This is a genomic window from Acinetobacter sp. YZS-X1-1 (assembly GCF_000804305.1).
Classification (GTDB): Bacteria; Pseudomonadota; Gammaproteobacteria; order Pseudomonadales; family Moraxellaceae; genus Acinetobacter; species Acinetobacter variabilis.
In genome coordinates this window covers 118,669-133,441 of the sequence record NZ_JWHB01000005.1, presented here as the reverse complement: position 1 = coordinate 133,441, position 14,773 = coordinate 118,669, and the positions used below count along the sequence as shown (strand labels likewise).

Sequence of the window (14,773 nt, the reverse complement as noted above, 5' to 3'; positions counted from 1 at the left end):
ATTCTAATTAATATGAGATAATGTGAAATTTACAAGGTTATTAACCTGTAATTAATCATGTTCTATTTATCTACTTTTCATAAGATTAATCCATTCATTGTAAAAAAAATAGAGATTTCTTACATAAATTAAATTTTTCTCATAAATGTTTGAAATATTGGAATCAAAACTACCAGTGTTAGAATGAAAGCAGAATTTAATTTGAGCCAATAATAAGATGTCAGACAGTCATATCCCGCTTCCAGAACGCTTGCGGCCTCGCGACCTTGCAGAAATTATCGGGCAGGATCACTTGCTTGGAGAGAATGCACCTCTACGTCAGATGATTGACCAAGGGCATTTACCATCGATTATCTTCTGGGGTCCACCTGGAGTAGGTAAAACCACGATTGCCTTGCTACTTGCCCAAGCGGTGGACCGGCCATTTATCAGCCTGTCTGCACTCAATACCGGTGTGAAAGAATTGCGTGAAGTCATTGCGGAAAGTGGTGATCTGCTGACGCCTGTAGTGTTTATTGACGAGATTCACCGTTTTAATAAATCCCAGCAGGATGCACTGCTGAATGCCGTCGAAAAAGGCAAAATTACCCTGATTGGCGCGACGACGGAAAATCCATCTTTTGAAGTCAACAGTGCCTTGCTGTCACGTTGTCAGGTCTATACCTTGAATGCGCTGAGTGACGAAGCGATTCAGACCTTACTAACTCAGGCGATTCATACTGACAAATTCCTGCAGGAACGCTATATCCAGATTGAAGAATTTGACGCCTTATTGCAGTTTGCCGCAGGGGATGCGCGTAAGGCACTCAATCTACTAGATCTGATTGCCAGTACTTTTGAGGCTGATCAGGAAAATATCATTACTAATGCGATTGTGGTCAAAGTCGCACAGCAGAATATTGCCCGTTATGACAAGTCTGGCGAGCAGCACTATGATCTGGTTTCGGCCTTCATCAAGTCGATTCGTGGTAGTGATCCGGATGCTGCCCTGTACTGGATGGCACGCATGCTGAAAGGTGGTGAAGATCCGGTCTTTATTGCCCGCCGTATGCTGATTGCGGCATCAGAAGATATTGGCAATTCCAATCCGAATGCTTTGTTGCTAGCGGGTGAATGCTTCCGCTCAGTTCAAGCGATTGGTATGCCGGAATGCCGGATTATTCTGGGACAATGTGCGGTTTACCTGGCGACCAGTGCCAAAAGTAATAGTACCTATCTCGCGATTAACAAGGCGATGGATCTGGCTGAAAAAACGGCCAATTTGCCAGTGCCTTTACATCTGCGTAATGCAACCACCAAGTTGATGAAAGAGCAGGGTTATGGAGTGAATTATCTGTATCCGCATAACTATCCGGAACATTTTGTTTTGCAAGATTACCTGCCGCCTGAGCTGAAAGGCACCAAACTGTACGAATCGGCACGTAATAAGCGTGAAGTGGAAGGCGAACGTCTGCAACAACGTCGCTGGCAGGAACAACAACAGCAGCAGTAAACAAAAAAAAGCCCAATTCAAGGAGAATTGGGCTGAAATAGGATGTCTTGGGGGAGATACATCCTAGAGGGTAAGGGTATAAATCTAGCCGACAACACCAGATGGATTGCATCTGCTGGGGATGTTGCTGGGATGCAGTAATATTAAGGCATGCATTGAATAATGTAAAAACGATCATTTTTATTAATAAAATTCATTTTTTCGATCATAAGATTAGACAATAAAAAACCGGGCTATTTGCCCGGTTCTTTGAAGCATTATTAGTGCTTAGATATCTTCAAGATTGATACCTAAACGTGCAGCAACTTCTTCGTACGCTTCAACCACGCCGCCTAGGCCTTGACGGAAACGGTCTTTATCCAGTTTTTTCTTGGTGTCTTTATCCCATAGACGACAGCCGTCTGGAGAGAATTCGTCACCCAGTACGATACGGTCGTGGAACACACCAAATTCAAGTTTAAAGTCAACCAGAAGCATATTACCCGCTTCGAATAATGCTTTAAGCACATCGTTCACTTGGTAAGTCAGTTCTTTCATTTTTGCCAGTTGTTCAGCAGTCGCCCAACCTAAAGCAATCGCTTGAGATTCGTTCACCATTGGATCGCCTAGCGCGTCATCCTTGAAGAACAATTCGAATGTTGGAGGCGTTAACTCTTTACCTTCTTCTACACCAAGACGACGGCATAAAGAACCCGCAGCATAGTTACGTACTACACATTCTACTGGAATCATTTTAAGTTTTTTCACCAGCACTTCAGTCGGTGTCAGCAGTTTCTCAAAATGAGTTTCAATACCAGCAGCAGCCAGCTTTTCCATGATGAAGGCGTTAAAACGGTTATTCACCTTACCTTTACGATCCAGTTGTTCGATTTTTTCGCCATTGAATGCGGACGCATCGTCACGAAAAACTAAAATCAGGTGGTCTTCACTGTCCGTGGTATAGACAGATTTCGCTTTACCAGTATAGAGCAAGGTTTGTTTTAACATGAGGGAACCTTCTACAAAAAAAAATGCCTAGAAAATGTCTAGGCTGGCCAATTTTGGTAAATCTGGTTTAACAGTTCTGCTGCTTTTTCGCGGTCGGCAAAACTGTTATCGGGATTAAACACAGCCAGGGTGTTACTCGAACCTGCGGGAGAGAGTCTTAAAACATAGGTTTGCTGATCGACCTGAATCGCTACTTCATAACGATCTTTATTTTGACCAACGATAGAATGGTTAAGGCTGCTAAGCGTGGCAAGAGTGTATTGCCATATTGTAGCAGCATTTCCATCAATTTTGAGCAGTGGATTTTGATTTCCGTCAGTGACTAATTGCGGCTTTCCCGAAAAATTTTCTTGAGTTTCATCTGCTTGAGTTGAATTTACTGGCTGTGCAGTAGGACGTGGCATCGCAAAGCGGTTACCACGCTGATTTTCAAGCTTTGGTGCATTTTCCAGGGCAAGCGGATCTACGGTCGGAGCAGGGTACAAAGGCGTTGCAGGACGAACCATTGACCCTTCAGGATATTGTAATGGTTGCAGCGTGGTTGTCTCTTTATAGTCCAAGGTACCGTTTTTAAAGGCCATTGAACTACAACCTGCTAAACTGAATACTGAAAGTGCCAGGGTAAGTCCTAAACGTAATTGCATAATCGTTGCTCTTTATTTAATGACGCTCGCTTCTACAAGTGCCTCATGAAGCGGAGCGCGATATTGTTCTGCAAGTGGTGTTAATGGAAGGCGAATACCTGTACCAATTAAGCCCATATCATGGAGAGCCCATTTCACAGGAATTGGGTTTGATTCGCAAAATAGAATATTGTGTAAATTTGCAACCTGAGCATTCATCTCTTCAGCACGTGCCACATCGCCTGCAATGGCTGCAGCACATACTTCACTCATGACTTTTGGTGCAACGTTAGCAGTCACAGAGATATTACCTTTGGCACCATGACCCATTAACTCATAGGCAGTTGCATCATCACCTGAGTAAACAGTCATGTTTTTGCCTGTCAGACCTTCAATCAGGGCAGCACCACGGGCTACATCACCTGTTGCATCTTTAATGCCCACGATCTGTGGGATATCTGCCAGACGGATCACGGTTTCGTTGGCCATATCTACGCCAGTACGACCTGGAACGTTATAAAGAATTTGAGGTAGGTCAACCGCTTCAGCAATTGCTTTATAATGCTGGTATAGACCTTCCTGAGTCGGTTTGTTGTAGTAAGGAGTAACCAGCAGGGCAGCATCAGCGCCAAGTTCTTTGGCTTCCTGAGTCAGCTCGATTGCTTCACGAGTCGAGTTTGCGCCTGTACCGGCAATGATAGGAATACGTTTGTTGGCAACACGAATGATTTCTTTGATCACTTGAGTGTGCTCGCTCATGCTGAGCGTTGATGCTTCACCAGTAGTACCAACCGCGACGATACTGTTAGTGCCTTCTGCAATATGCCACTCAACCAGCTTCTCGAGACCCTTCCAATCTACGCTGCCATCTTCAAACATGGGGGTGACGATTGCGACAATGGAACCCTGAATGGTCTGTGCTTGCTGAGTCATTTTAAAAAACTATCCTATTTGTCCATCCGAAGAGAATGAGAAAACATATTTGGGATGGGTTTGTATTTTGATTTGTAGCAAATTCAATAGATTTGCACTGAATTGAATATTGCTTATGCAAATTATGACTGATCAAACGCATAAGAACAATATGCTTTAGTAAAAGCCACTGAATTCTTTATACAAAGCCTCCAGGCAACAATCAAGTTTTAATCGTTATGATTTTTTGCTGTCCAAATCATCCTTTATCCTCCAGCAGTATGAAAGCTAATGAATTCATTTTTTCAGTAAAAAATACACAGAATAAGTCACTTAAGTGAATTAGATAAATTTAGAAAACATTCTTTTATGGCGTTTTAGGGGAGTATTAATATTTATATTCGATAAATTAAGAGCTAAAATATATCGAATAATAAATCTCATTTATGATGAATAAAAAGCAAAAATGCCTGAACTAATCTTTTTTTCGTATTGGTGATCGGCCCCGAATTTTTCTCACTGTTGAATTTCCGGGTTTGATGTATAAGTCTAAATCCAAAAATACTGGGATTTTAATACTCCTCATTAATTGCTTTTTTGACTTTATCGAACAGCATCTTAAAGTCATTAATTTTCTGGATTTTTCAGTATATCCGAGCCAATTGTTCAACTTATTGGTAGTTAATTCTCTCTAGCGGCTCATAGATGATGGCCTCTCTTTTGAACGCTGATTGAACAAGGATATTCCAATGGAAAAATCACACAATAAGCACGCGATCATCACGGTAGGGATCTGCTTTCTGATCGCTGTGATTGAAGGCCTAGATATTCAGGCTGCCGGGATTGCCGCTGCTGGTATTCGTGAGCACTTTGGTCTTGATAGCTCACAATTGGGCGTGTTTTTTAGTGCAGGGATTCTGGGCTTATTGCCTGGTGCACTGGTCGGTGGTTGATTTGCGGACCGTATTGGTCGTAAGAAAGTTTTAATCTGGTCAACCGCAATTTTTGCACTATTTACCTTATGTACCGTGTGGGTGAACAGTTTCCACAGTTTGCTGGCAGTTCGTTTTCTGGCGGGTGCGGGTCTTGGCGGTGCAATGCCAATCTTAATCACGCTGGCTTCTGAAGCCGTGGCTCCACAAAACCGTGGACGTGCCGTGGGCCTGATGTACTGTGGTATGCCAGTGGGTGCTGCAATCTTGTCTTTAATCGCAGCAACTGAATTCGGTGCAAACTGGAAAAATGTTTTTTTACTTGGGTGGTTTATTGCCCATCATTGTGATTCCTCTGATGATGGTGTGTCTGCCTGAATCTAAAGAATACATAAAGGCACAAAACAAGACAGCCGCAGAACGTGCAACATCTCCTCAGGGTTCATTCAAGGATTTGTTTAACTCTGACAACCTACTTCGTACGCTGTGTATCTGGGTGAGCTACTTCTTCACCCTGATAGTGGTGTACATCATGTTGAGCTGGTTGCCTTCACTCTTTATGGAGCTGGGCTTCACCCGTAAAGATGGTTCAACTGCACAGTTCTATTTCATGGCGACTGCAACGATTGGTACCGTGATTCTGGGTATGCTGACGGATCGCCTGAAAAAAGCGTATGTCATTCTGTTGATGTACGGCGGTATCCTGGCGGGTTTATTAGCGTTGAACGGTGCAAGCTCACTTGAACAGATGTACATGGCCGCAGCATTGGCAGGTGCCTTCGTGATTGGTTGTCAGGGCGTACTCTATGCCTTTGGTAGTATCGTTTACCCGACTGAAGTACGTGGTACAGGGGTAGGTGTTGCTTCTGCAGTTGGTCATATCGGTGCCATGCTTGGCCCTGCAATTGCGGGTCAGCTACTGACAGCAGGCTTCGGTGCAGCAGGGGTGATCTCGGCAGCGATTCCATGTATCGTAATCTCTGCGGTATGTATGCTGTTCCTGGTCAGCCGTACCAAAGTTTAAAAATAAAAAGATGAATATCCAAAAAGCCTGCACTGATGCAGGCTTTTTATTTTCTAGTATCAGTTCAGCTAAAGACAAATTCTGTCTATGTTTTGCAGAGCAATAGCTTTTACAGTTAACTCATCATACGTTTTATCAGAATGCAGAGTCATTCTATTTTTACCTAAAGGGCTAAAAATTTTCTTTAGTTTTAAGCTATGCTTGGATGCAAACTCAGATTTCAAGGGATGAAAATGATGCAGAATGCGGCGCTGATTGTGGTGGATGTACAAAAAGGATTTACCCCGGGTGGAAATCTGGCTGTTACCAATGCCGATCAGATTATTCCGAATATCAACCGATTGGGGCAGTACTTTCAGAATATTGTGCTGACTCAGGATTGGCATCCGGCAGAGCATATCTCCTTTGCAGACAATCATCCTGCTCAAGCAGCCTATGACACGATTCAGCTGAATTATGGTTCTCAAGTCCTCTGGCCGAGTCATTGTGTACAAGGGACTGAGGATGCTGAATTTCATCCGGAGCTGAACCTTCCGCAAGCCCAACTGATTATCCGCAAAGGCTTTCATCAAAATATCGACAGTTACTCCGCCTTTATGGAAGCTGATCAAAAAACCAGTACTGGTCTGGCCGGCTATTTACGGGAGCGTGGCATTGATACCGTATTTATCGTGGGTATCGCGACCGATTTTTGTGTGGCCTGGACCGCGATGGATGCCTGTAAACTCGGCTTTAAGGCCTATGTCATTGCGGATGCTACCAAAGGCATAGACCTGAATGGTTCGCTACAACATGCCTGGCAGGACATGCTGGCACAGGGTGTAAAACGGATTTATCTGAAAGATATTATTAATGCTGCCTAAGCGCTGACTTAAGGCGATTAGGGCCATTTACCATTATGCAATGGTTTGTTTACTTTGAGGCATCCACAGATGCCTTGATTTCTTTTTCATGACCCCTGGATTTCCCCATGTCAGCACTCCTTCAATTTAGCCAGTTTGTCCAAAAGACCTTTGCTCTGTGGGTCATTCTATTTTCAGCGATTGCTCTGATGCTGCCGGATCTTTTCGTCTGGTTACGCGCCTATATTCCTTGGATGTTGGGTCTGATCATGTTTGGTATGGGCATGACCATGACGCCAGGCGATTTTAAAAGTATCTTGCAAAGTCCTAAGGCCGTCGCGATTGGGGTCGTGGCTCAGTTTATGGTGATGCCAGGGTTAGCCTTTTTGCTCTGTCAGCTATTCCAGCTTCCGGCTGAAATTGCGATTGGTGTAATTCTGGTGGGCTGCTGTCCAGGTGGCACCGCATCCAATGTGATTACCTATATGGCCAAGGGCAATACAGCCCTTTCTGTGGCGTGTACTTCGGTATCGACTTTATTGGCACCGCTTTTGACTCCGGCAATTTTTTATCTGCTGGCCAGCCAATGGATTGAAATTAATGCCTTGTCCATGCTGATTTCGATTCTGCAAGTGGTGCTGTTTCCAATCATTTTAGGTTTGATTATCCGCGCCCTTCTAAAAACCAAGGTAGAAGGCTATATCCAGGTAATGCCAGTAATTTCAGTGATTGCCATTGTCGCAATTGTGGCGGCAATTATTGCCGGCAGCAAAACCCAGATTCTGGAATCTGGTTTAATGATTTTAGGGCTTGTGGCTTTACACAATGGGATGGGCTATTTACTGGGTTATTGGGCCAGTCGCATATTTCACTTGGCAGAAATTGACTGTCGTGCAGTATCCATTGAAGTGGGGATGCAGAATTCTGGTCTGGGTGTGGCCTTGGCGGCGACCCATTTTGCTGCATCTCCCATTACTGCGGTTCCAAGTGCCATTTTCAGCCTGTGGCATAATATTTCAGGACCTGCTTTAGCCACTTATTGGGCTGGCAGACAAACTGAAAAAACGGACACTTAATTGCAATTTGATGACGGCGCCCAACGAGCCATAGCATGATTTTTTTATACGGTGAAAAATTAAAATATTAATTTATATGGATTTATCGAGCTTTGTAACATAAGTGTCATGAAGTCTGCCTAAGATCGCCCCTCAATGATGTGAAACAACAGACTGTAATCAGCAGCATTGAGAGGGCATGGAACAATTTCAGCATTCGTCAGCGACCTATTTTAATCGGGAACTTTCCTTATTTGAATTTCAGCGTCGTGTCTTGGCACAAGCACTCGATCCGAATTTACCGATTTTAGAGCGCTTAAACTTCCTGATTATTTTTTCCCGTAACCTGGATGAGTTTTTTGAAATCAGGATTGCCGGGCTGATGAAACAGCAAGATCTGAATGCGACTACCCGGACGCCTGATGCTGTACCCACCGAGCTGATTCTACAAGAACTGTCCCAGTCCATTCATGCCACAGTGAACAAACAGTATGAGGTTCTGAATCATGCAATTTTGCCTGAACTCCAGGCGCAGGGGATTCAGTTTCTTCAATACCAGGATCTTCTGGAAAAACATAAGGCCTGGATTGCAGCCTTTTTTGCCAAAGAAGTGCAACCGGTACTGACCCCGATCAGTCTGGATCCTTCACATCCTTTTCCACGTTTGGTGAATAAAAGTCTGAACTTTATTATCAGCTTGGAAGGTAAAGATGCCTTTGGCCGTGAAATCGAGATGGCAATTGTGCCGGCACCACGTTCCTTACCCTGCCTGATTAAAATTCCGGAAGATGTCACCGGAAACAATACCACCCAGATCTTTCTGACTGCGATCATCCAGCAGCATATCAGTGATTTGTTTCCCGGCATGAAAGCGACCGGATGTTATGCCTTTCGGGTTACCCGCAATGCCGATCTGGTATTGTCGGAAGATGTCGATGATCTGGCGGTGGCTTTAAAAGATGAACTGTGTTCGCGCCGCTTTGGTCGTGCAGTACGTCTGGAAATTGAAAATGACTCTCCACAGAACATCATCGACTATTTGCTGGATGAATTTGATCTGACGGAACAGGAGCTGTACCGGATTGATGGACCGATCAATTTGTCCCGCCTGAGTACCAGCTTTGAGCGTCCGGAATTAAAGTATCCGCATTTTAGTCCGGTCATTCCGAAAATTTTCCGTAAACAGAAAAGTATTTTTGAAATTTTAAAGGCACAGGATGTGCTGCTGCATCATCCTTTTGATTCATTCCAGCCGGTGATTACTTTACTGCGCGAAGCGGCCAAGGACCCGGCGGTGCTGGCGATCAAGCAGACGCTATATCGCAGTGGTCCGGATTCGGAAATTGTTCAGGTGCTGGCAGAAGCCGCACGGAATGGCAAGGAAGTCACGGCCGTGATTGAATTGCGGGCGCGTTTCGATGAAGAATCCAATATTATGGTGGCCAATATCCTGCAAGAAGCCGGGGCAGTGGTGGTCTATGGCATCGTCGGTTATAAGACCCATGCCAAAATGATTCTGATCGTCCGGCGTGAAAATCAGGAACTACTGCGTTATGCGCATCTAGGTACCGGAAACTATCATGCCGGGAATGCCCGTATGTATACCGATTACGGCCTGATGACCACACAGCCGGATATCTGTGAAGATGTGCACCGCATGTTCCAGGAACTGACCGGCATGGGCAAAATGGCCAAACTGAAAGCCTTGCTGCATGCACCGTTTACCCTGCATAGCGAACTGCTGAAACTGATTGAGCAGGAAAAGGCATTTGCCCTAGCTGGAAAAGCTGCGCATATCATCATCAAAGTGAATGCGTTGACTGAACCGCAATTGATTGCTGCCCTCTATCAGGCATCACAGGCCGGGGTGAAAATTGACCTCATTGTGCGTTCAATCTGCTGCCTGATTCCACAAGTCACCGGCATGTCAGAAAATATCCAGGTCCGTTCAATCGTTGGACGTTTCCTGGAACATACCCGGGTTTATTATTTTGAACATGGCGGCGCCAAGAAACTGTATTGTGCCAGTGCCGACTGGATGGGGCGCAACCTGTTTTCCAGGGTCGAAACCTGTTTCCCGGTGCTGGATCCAGAGCTGAAAAAACGGATTTATAAAGATGGCCTGATCAGCTATTTAAAAGATTGTCAAAATGCATGGGAGTTAGATGCCGAGGGTCAGTGGCATAAAGTCCCCTGTCAGGATCCGGCCCAGCCTTATAATGCCCAGCAATATCTGCTGGAACAAAAACAGTTAAAAATTTAAAGGGTAGTCCAAGACACGCTGGCGTATTTGTTTTGTACCCATCAAAAAGCCGGATATTGGATCCGGCTTTTTTTAATTGCAACATTCAGGGACATTTATGAGGCTTTGGATTGTTTGGATTTTAGAATTTCGGTTCTAAAAGTCTGTGCCAGCTCGGCGCTTTCAGCATCCATCCCATTCACCACAAAAGCATGACGGGTCAGGACATTGGTCGGATTGGGCATGCTGACCAGCTCAAAGTGGTCCGCGATTTGTTTCAACAGGGCATTAGGAACATGCAGTGCACTTTCCTTAGCGACCAGTTGCTGAACCAGACGTTCTGCGGCTTGAACTGAATTAAGCTGCATTTCTTCAACAGCTGAAGAAATCGCACTACGTGTCTGCAGGACAAAACGTTTTTCTTCACGATAACGCTTATACAGGACTTCCGAAAGTAACTGGAATACTGAACTGATCATGGTCAGACAGACGAGGGCATCTGGCTTGTCTGCCGCAATACTGATACTGGCACCTTTTTCATCAAACTTGTGCACGGTACAAATATCCGTGCTGTTCAGTTTGTAGTGCTGGATGCACAGTTCAGTGGCTTTGTTCAGGAAAATCTGGCACAAATTGAAATAAGGAACCGATACCGTTTTATTCACACTATCCAGCAACTGTTTTGGATCATAGAACTGAATGTTCAAGCTCAGGCTATCGGTATCCAGTACCACCGGTTTGCTGTCTTTTTCTTTCAGTTTGTTTTTCAGAGCTTGCTGTGCCTGGGCAATGGCGAGGGCGGCATTATGCTTTTCCTGTTCCAATGCCTGAGTCAAAGTCTGAATCTCGAATTTCAGTCGCGATTCATTATTGATACGTGCCAGATACTCGGTACGGCTTGGACGCGCTACCGCACGATAACCGACCCAAAGCAGACCATGAATAATAAAAGAAAACAGAATGGCAAGCCATTGAGTCCGCAGAATTTCACCAATACTTGGCTCAATCAGGGTGATTTCAATCACACCGACTTTTTTCTCGTTTTGTAGGGCATCACGGACAAAAACTTCCCCATTACGGGTCTTGGTCAGCCCACCAGTGGCTAAAACCTGACCATTCGCATCCAGGATGCGAATTGAAGCAACGCTTGGGTTAGTCGCATAACGGTTGGCCAGAAGTGCCAGAGAAACGCGGTTCGCCGGTTCAAGCTCCGCCAGGCTGTCTGTGACCAGTTGGCTCGTCATGAGCTGTCCCTGGTTGACACGGTTATCATTCAGTTGGTGAGTCGTTGCCAATACCAGTAAAAAGGTATGCAGAGCAAAACTTACAATCAGTAGGCTAGCAAATAGCCCTTGTCTAGGCGCATTCAACGTAAACTTCCAAGGCAATTCTGTTCAATTTCGATTATGATTCTAACAATAGTTGTAGCTCAGACCCGAGTCAATTCATGCGAGAAATCATTCTTATATCATTCTTAGGACCCGACCAGCCTAATCAATTTACACGATTAATGCAGGTTTTGTCCGCTCATTCCTTACAGATTCTAGATGTGGGGCAAGCGGTCATTCATAATCAACTGACCTTAGGTATTGTTGTATCGTCTGATGACCAAACTGCAACAGCATTAGCCATGAAGGAAATCCTGATTCTAGCACATGATATCGGGTTAACAGTGCGCTTTAAACCAATCTCTGCTGCTGAATATGAACAGTGGGTAAGAGAAGGTGGCCGCACGCGTTATATCGTAACGGCATTGGCCCCGGAATTAAATGCCTCTCATCTGCAAGCCGTGACCCAGATTGTGTCGAGTCAGGGCTTCAATATTGAAACCGTGACCCGTCTTTCTGGCCGTCCTGAGCTGGATGGTTCCAATACTGGCCCTAAACGTGCCTGTGTACAGTTTGGTCTGAAAGGCCAGATGCTGGATGCAGCAGCCATGCGTGCAGCCTGCTTAAGCCTGTCGAACAACCTGAATGTCGATGTGGCAGTACAAGAAGATAATGCTTACCGCCGTAATCGCCGTCTGGTCTGCTTTGACATGGACTCGACCCTGATCGAGCAGGAAGTGATTGATGAGCTGGCGATCGAAGCAGGTGTGGGTATTCAAGTCTCTGAAATTACTGAACGCGCGATGCAGGGCGAGCTGGACTTCCAGCAAAGTTTCCGTGCTCGTGTTGCTTTATTAAAAGGCATGGATGCATCGGTATTGCCAAAAATTGCAGAACGTCTGACCGTGACTGAAGGTGCAGAACGTCTGATTTCAACCCTGAAAGCACTGGGCTACCGTACTGCGATTCTGTCTGGCGGATTCCAGTATTTTGCAGAATATCTGCAAGCCAAACTAGGAATTGATGAAGTTCATGCCAACATTCTGGATGTGCAGAATGGCGTGGTGACAGGCGAAGTTAAAGGTCATATTGTGGATGGCGCACGCAAGGCTTTATTGCTCCGTGAAATTGCCGACAATATGGGAATTTCTCTGGAGCAGACCATCGCTGTGGGTGATGGTGCCAATGACCTGCCAATGCTTTCAATTGCGGGTCTAGGGGTGGCTTTCCGTGCCAAACCTTTGGTTCGTCAGAATGCCAATCAGGCCATTTCCAGTGTGGGGCTGGATGGCGTGCTCTACCTGCTCGGTGTACATGATAAAGATCTGAGCCGCGCGTAATACATAGCTTTGCGGTAAAATCCAACGCGGCCTTAGGGTCGCGTTTTTTTATATTTTTAGCTTAACTTTTATCGAGGGACGGCGCAGCTTGTCTATAAATACCCCGATCATCTTAAACGGAAAATATTTTTTTTAAGTCGATGAAAGGGCATATGATTTTGTAATGACACGCCAACATCGACGCAGCAATTGATCCACAAATACTGTGAAAATAAAAAATGTAATGACAAAATAATATCGCGACAGAGTATGTCGTAAGGGGAGAAAGCAGGACTTTTTTTATGTAAAAAACTCAGCATAATGCATGCATAGAGATACAAATCAACACATTCCATTTTATTGATTTAACGAAATTCAATAGGTAGTACGGTTGCAATATCAAGCATACACACTATTCTTTTGGATGGAGGGGTTTATATGGTAACAGCGAATCTAGCAACTCTCGTAGGCTTTAGTTTAGTCGCCGCGGCTGTGCTTGCTGTTTTCTTCTCGCCTTATCGTCGCTGGTTAAGTTTTATGGCTGCGGGAATGCTGGCCTGGGGCCTGATCGAAGTGATTCGAGTAGGTACTCAAGCCTTGTTTGAGCTCCCGATGACATATAGCTATCTGACAGCTTTAACGACCGTGATGGTCGTAGTGACCTTACTGTTATTGCGTGAAGATCGACGTGCAGAGCGTGCTTTGGCTAAACGCCGTTATATCGAACATACACCAGTGTATGAAGATGACCAGCAGCAGCTATCTAGCCGTTAAGTTCTCTAATATCAGCGAAATAATGCACCTGCGGGTGCATTTTTCGTTTAGAAATATGATACAAAGTCCTGCATCTGCCTAGCTTTGATCTATGCTAGGATATTTGTCAATTTTCGTACAATTAGAATAGGCATAATTCCATGAAACTGTCCTCCATTCCTGTGCTCAAACTTCCTCTTGTTGACCTCAGTACCGATCCACTTGATTTGCTGGTCGCAGGTCTTGCATTACGTATGAAGCAGTTAGCACGCACCAGCCCGAAATTTATTGAATTGGTACATGAACGCCAGTTCCGTATCCAGATCGGAACAGATGAGGGAATGGCACGTCAGATCGTTGTGAATAATGGTCATATCGATACCGTTTCAGGTGATGCAGAGAAAGCTGATTTCGTGCTGCAATTTGCTGATAGTGAACAGGGTGTAAAAACGTTGCTTAAAGGTGATCCGACGGCATTCATGACCGGTATGCAAAGTGGCACGATTAAAATGGAAGGTGATTTTGGTCTGCTAGTCTGGTTTAACCAGGTTGCGAAAATGATTCCGCCTAAACTGCCAAAACCGGTCAAAGATAAAGTGAAAATGGCACGTCAGTTTATTAAAGAGAAAACTGGTAAATAACTCCTAATCCTCCTGCTTTAATTAAAGGAGGGGGTCGGGGAGGATTATCATATAAAAGCCCCCATTTAGAGGGCTTTTTTCATTCTGAAACAATGACGGTTTATTCAACTTCCAGATTAAACGTTACCGGTCCATCATTGACCAGATGCACTTTCATATCAGCTGCAAAAATACCGGTTTGTACATTGTCGAACTGGCTTTGGGCATATTCGACCAACTGTTCATATAAGGCCTTAGCATCGCTTGGCGGCATGGCTGGACCAAAATCTGGACGTAAGCCTTTTTGGGTTTGCGCCATCAAGGTAAATTGGGACACCAGCAGTAAACCGCCATTGGCTTGACTGACATTCCAGCCCATCTTGCCTTGCTCATCATCAAAGAAGCGATATTTCAATATTTTATCAATCAGTTTTTTGCCTTTTTCCAGATTATCTTCTTTACCTAAGCCCAGAAAAACCAGAATACCTTTGCCAATTTCTCCGGTGGTTTCACCATCGACCACGACTTTGGCTTCGAGTACCCGTTGTAATAATGCACGCATAATCAATTTCAGTCAGATTCAAAATTGCCGCCATTGTAGCAAGATCAGACTCATCTATTATTAAGTTAATGTCTAAAAAATG

General features: G+C 44.8%; 12 protein-coding genes and 1 pseudogene. 8 read left to right on the top strand and 5 right to left on the bottom strand.

All coding sequences use genetic code 11. The annotated features are described in order from the left end of the window. Positions 1 to 217 precede the first annotated feature (217 nt). Positions 218 to 1,492 (top strand): replication-associated recombination protein A, encoded by a 1,275-nt coding sequence (locus tag RJ01_RS05205; RefSeq protein WP_034170264.1) that lies wholly within the window; start codon positions 218 to 220, stop codon positions 1,490 to 1,492. 267 nt (positions 1,493 to 1,759) lie between these two features. Here the strand turns inward: RJ01_RS05205 and purC are convergent, their stop codons facing one another. The 3 genes from purC to dapA are packed head-to-tail and all read right to left on the bottom strand — an operon-like array spanning position 1,760 to position 4,035. After that, positions 1,760 to 2,479 carry a phosphoribosylaminoimidazolesuccinocarboxamide synthase gene (purC, locus tag RJ01_RS05200; RefSeq protein ID WP_004781395.1) on the bottom strand — a complete coding sequence of 240 codons (720 nt, stop codon included), beginning with the start codon at positions 2,477 to 2,479 and terminating at the stop codon, positions 1,760 to 1,762. Between the two features lie 38 nt (positions 2,480 to 2,517). Then, complete coding sequence (locus RJ01_RS05195) at positions 2,518 to 3,123, bottom strand: hypothetical protein (protein ID WP_004781397.1); 606 nt, start codon at positions 3,121 to 3,123, stop codon at positions 2,518 to 2,520. A gap of 12 nt (positions 3,124 to 3,135) precedes the next feature. After that, positions 3,136 to 4,035, bottom strand: coding sequence for a 4-hydroxy-tetrahydrodipicolinate synthase (dapA, locus tag RJ01_RS05190; RefSeq protein WP_004781399.1), 900 nt, complete (start codon positions 4,033 to 4,035; stop codon positions 3,136 to 3,138). 728 nt (positions 4,036 to 4,763) lie between these two features. On the opposite strand from dapA, the pseudogene mhpT reads away from it, so the two are divergent. From mhpT to ppk1, 4 genes and pseudogenes are all read left to right on the top strand, one after another. Beyond that, a pseudogene (mhpT, locus tag RJ01_RS16095) lies at positions 4,764 to 5,970 on the top strand (3-(3-hydroxy-phenyl)propionate transporter MhpT). A gap of 233 nt (positions 5,971 to 6,203) precedes the next feature. Next, positions 6,204 to 6,833, top strand: a complete 630-nt coding sequence (pncA, locus tag RJ01_RS05180; RefSeq protein ID WP_034170263.1) for a bifunctional nicotinamidase/pyrazinamidase — start codon at positions 6,204 to 6,206, stop codon at positions 6,831 to 6,833. Positions 6,834 to 6,940: 107 nt separating this feature from the next. After that, the gene (locus RJ01_RS05175) at positions 6,941 to 7,888 is read left to right on the top strand and encodes a bile acid:sodium symporter family protein (protein ID WP_034170262.1); all 948 of its coding nucleotides are present in this window, start codon (positions 6,941 to 6,943) and stop codon (positions 7,886 to 7,888) included. 178 nt (positions 7,889 to 8,066) lie between these two features. After that, the gene (gene ppk1, locus RJ01_RS05170; RefSeq protein ID WP_005232769.1) at positions 8,067 to 10,130 is read left to right on the top strand and encodes a polyphosphate kinase 1; all 2,064 of its coding nucleotides are present in this window, start codon (positions 8,067 to 8,069) and stop codon (positions 10,128 to 10,130) included. A 95-nt stretch (positions 10,131 to 10,225) separates the two neighbouring features. Here the strand turns inward: ppk1 and RJ01_RS05165 are convergent, their stop codons facing one another. Further along, positions 10,226 to 11,479, bottom strand: a complete 1,254-nt coding sequence (locus RJ01_RS05165) for a hypothetical protein (RefSeq protein ID WP_034170261.1) — start codon at positions 11,477 to 11,479, stop codon at positions 10,226 to 10,228. Between the two features lie 77 nt (positions 11,480 to 11,556). Here RJ01_RS05165 and serB point away from each other — a divergent pair, with 77 nt between their 5' ends. The 3 genes from serB (at position 11,557) to RJ01_RS05150 (ending at position 14,150) form a co-directional block, all read left to right on the top strand. Further along, positions 11,557 to 12,777, top strand: a complete 1,221-nt coding sequence (gene serB / locus RJ01_RS05160; protein ID WP_004781413.1) for a phosphoserine phosphatase SerB — start codon at positions 11,557 to 11,559, stop codon at positions 12,775 to 12,777. Between the two features lie 417 nt (positions 12,778 to 13,194). Then, on the top strand, positions 13,195 to 13,530 hold the full coding sequence (aciT, locus tag RJ01_RS05155; RefSeq protein WP_004781415.1) for a ciprofloxacin tolerance protein AciT: 336 nt from the start codon (positions 13,195 to 13,197) through the stop codon (positions 13,528 to 13,530). Between the two features lie 140 nt (positions 13,531 to 13,670). Next, entirely contained in the window at positions 13,671 to 14,150 is a 480-nt protein-coding gene (locus RJ01_RS05150) for an SCP2 sterol-binding domain-containing protein (protein ID WP_004781417.1), read from the top strand. Positions 14,151 to 14,250: 100 nt separating this feature from the next. Here the strand turns inward: RJ01_RS05150 and dtd are convergent, their stop codons facing one another. Further along, positions 14,251 to 14,691, bottom strand: coding sequence for a D-aminoacyl-tRNA deacylase (dtd, locus tag RJ01_RS05145; RefSeq protein ID WP_034170260.1), 441 nt, complete (start codon positions 14,689 to 14,691; stop codon positions 14,251 to 14,253). Between the last annotated feature and the right edge of the window lie 82 nt (positions 14,692 to 14,773).

Bases quoted from the DNA above. Each gene is read 5' to 3' on its own strand.
- RJ01_RS05205 (WP_034170264.1), top strand. From the start codon at position 218: ATGTCAGACAGTCATATCCCGCTTCCAGAACGCTTGCGGCCTCGCGAC.
- purC (WP_004781395.1), bottom strand. From the start codon at position 2,479: ATGTTAAAACAAACCTTGCTCTATACTGGTAAAGCGAAATCTGTCTAT.
- RJ01_RS05195 (WP_004781397.1), bottom strand. From the start codon at position 3,123: ATGCAATTACGTTTAGGACTTACCCTGGCACTTTCAGTATTCAGTTTA.
- dapA (WP_004781399.1), bottom strand. From the start codon at position 4,035: ATGACTCAGCAAGCACAGACCATTCAGGGTTCCATTGTCGCAATCGTC.
- pncA (WP_034170263.1), top strand. From the start codon at position 6,204: ATGATGCAGAATGCGGCGCTGATTGTGGTGGATGTACAAAAAGGATTT.
- RJ01_RS05175 (WP_034170262.1), top strand. From the start codon at position 6,941: ATGTCAGCACTCCTTCAATTTAGCCAGTTTGTCCAAAAGACCTTTGCT.
- ppk1 (WP_005232769.1), top strand. From the start codon at position 8,067: ATGGAACAATTTCAGCATTCGTCAGCGACCTATTTTAATCGGGAACTT.
- serB (WP_004781413.1), top strand. From the start codon at position 11,557: ATGCGAGAAATCATTCTTATATCATTCTTAGGACCCGACCAGCCTAAT.
- aciT (WP_004781415.1), top strand. From the start codon at position 13,195: ATGGTAACAGCGAATCTAGCAACTCTCGTAGGCTTTAGTTTAGTCGCC.
- RJ01_RS05150 (WP_004781417.1), top strand. From the start codon at position 13,671: ATGAAACTGTCCTCCATTCCTGTGCTCAAACTTCCTCTTGTTGACCTC.
- dtd (WP_034170260.1), bottom strand. From the start codon at position 14,691: ATGCGTGCATTATTACAACGGGTACTCGAAGCCAAAGTCGTGGTCGAT.